At 45.6% G+C, this 1,641-nt stretch carries 3 protein-coding genes; all 3 read right to left on the bottom strand.

Annotated features, from left to right (window positions below):
- Positions 1-494 (bottom strand): hypothetical protein (locus AAC083_RS22805; RefSeq protein ID WP_219927937.1); only part of this gene is annotated, 494 nt, incomplete at its 3' end.
- Between the two features lie 184 nt (positions 495-678).
- A complete protein-coding gene (locus AAC083_RS22810; protein ID WP_181364882.1) occupies positions 679-783 on the bottom strand; it encodes a hypothetical protein in 105 nt (34 codons plus the stop codon).
- A gap of 32 nt (positions 784-815) precedes the next feature.
- Positions 816-1,088 (bottom strand): hypothetical protein, encoded by a 273-nt coding sequence (locus AAC083_RS01935; protein ID WP_181364883.1) that lies wholly within the window; start codon positions 1,086-1,088, stop codon positions 816-818.
- Positions 1,089-1,641 lie beyond the last annotated feature (553 nt).

Raw genomic sequence — 1,641 nt, forward strand, 5'->3', positions numbered from 1 at the left:
TCGTCAGTGACATCCAGGGTGCTACCGTCGCTATAAGTCCCCTGAGCGATATAACTCTGGGTAAAGCCTTTCGGGATAGTCGCACTCGGCGGCGTGACCGTCAGTGCGGTCAATGTAATATCAGGAATATCCAGTGTTCGCTCGCCAACCAGATTATCTAACGAAGCAATAATTTGTACGCTACCCACCGCGACGGTAGAAACCATCCCGGTTGCTGAAATCGTTGCATTGGCATTAGAAACAGACCATTTGACGCCGTCTGTTGTCACTTTAGTGGAACCATCACAGTAAGTCAGCGTTGCCTCATATTGCGCGCTCACGCCAGCTGGAAGTTGATCACTACTCACCCCTTTGAGTAATGGATCTTGTGGGGCAACCTGAATAGAAACAACGCGGTCACAGGTTTCTGGTTGAGAAGGTAATCCGCTACCCCCCCCACAACCAGTGAGCATCAGCACACCTGCACTCATTAAAAAACGCATGATTGATGTCATATTAACGAACTCTTAATAGTTTATTAGTCTTCGGATAATTTATTTGTATTCACCAGTGAAAACTTAAGCCTGCATAGAGTGTACTTAAATCACTAACACCGGTGTTACCACCACCAAGATTATTAATCCATTGGTATTCATGTTGTCCTTCCCATTTTTCTGACAAAGCGTATTCGAAACTAGTTCAGAGCAATGGAGACAAGCTGGTGTCATGGGTCCGATGCTGGAAATATACATCTTGCCCCGTTACGTCCGTACGCCAAGCCATTGCGCCACCTTTAGCAAACACGCTTAAGTTATTGGTCAGCGCTTGGTTATATTTTAGGGGCGCAGATAACCCTGAATCTTGCCTTCATATGGCGCACTACGTTCTGGTGCGCCCAGCGATGTGTATGTCGCCTTTATTTTCCCGAAATAATCATGACCAGCCTCAAATGAGATATGGGAGGCTAGGGCGTATCCAGCATAAATACCCGCGCCCAGATCATTGATATCACAAGTAAGCCTGGATGGTTCACAGGCATTATGGGCATGAACCCAGCCCGATTTCACGCCGATGTAAAATGGCTGTGGTTCTGCGTGCACTTCTAGCATAAACCTCATTGAGGTCATGCACACAACAGGGATTTTGCTTATTATAAACCATAACCTTATTCAAGCCCACCACCTCATTTTATACACAACACACAAACATTTTTAACTAACAATTCACACCTCGCCGGAAGAGGTGGAATTAAAATGGGAGTCAATAGGTTCACTTCTGATTGTTCCTCAATAAGTGTATCAGTGGATCAGCGTTGTTGAATATAAATATTTCCACTCAGTTCTTATGCCTAAAATCAGGCATTACTTATATATAAAATGCTGCATTGAAGCGAAACGATGGGGGTTTTAAGGGGGAGGTAGCAATCAACCAGTGAAAAGTTCTTTTATTCATAGATGGTCGCCGCCGTTTGCCAAGCGAAATATTCTGTGGTGGCTTTACACAGATTATCGATTACAGCCATATATCCGGACTGTACTGAGGGGAGGGGGGCGGTTTGGTGGCTTGGTTGCGATGTCGGCAGCGATCCCTCCGAACGAAATTAGGTTGCCAAGTGGCGTTGTTGCCCAAATCGATGCAGCTTGAATGGAACTAACTAAGGAC

Source organism: Aeromonas sp. HMWF014 (assembly GCF_963878295.1).
GTDB classification, from domain to species: domain Bacteria; phylum Pseudomonadota; class Gammaproteobacteria; order Enterobacterales; family Aeromonadaceae; genus Aeromonas; species Aeromonas popoffii.